Source organism: Psychroserpens mesophilus (assembly GCF_050617655.1).
GTDB lineage: Bacteria > Bacteroidota > Bacteroidia > Flavobacteriales > Flavobacteriaceae > Psychroserpens > Psychroserpens mesophilus_A.
This window is the reverse complement of record NZ_JBODQC010000230.1, coordinates 1-263: the sequence shown is the minus strand read 5'-3', so window position 1 is coordinate 263 and position 263 is coordinate 1. Positions and strand designations below refer to the sequence as shown.

Genomic DNA, 263 nt, shown 5'->3' with positions numbered 1-263 from the left:
AAATATAACAGGTAGTTAAAAACCATTAGTGCTGAGTAAATTGCCGGATGACATCAGAACGATGCCATCCGAACAGTGGCTTAACCCTGACGGGTGAAACGTTGCGTTTTAACGGCCAGCGTTAGCGTCTCTTCTGGTTGTATCGCATACAGTCTCTCACCCTGCTGGCAAATCCAGCCAATCCCCAGTTCACGGGCGATTAGGGCGCTGTGGGATACCGGACTTCCGGCGCTAAGGCAGATACCTTTTACAACCGCCGGATC

General features: G+C 51.0%; 1 protein-coding gene. It reads right to left on the bottom strand.

The window, feature by feature from the left end; translation table 11 throughout:
- Positions 1-80: 80 nt before the first annotated feature.
- Positions 81-263: PEP-utilizing enzyme (locus ACRHNM_RS17075; protein WP_431137830.1), on the bottom strand; the 183-nt coding region annotated here is incomplete at its 5' end.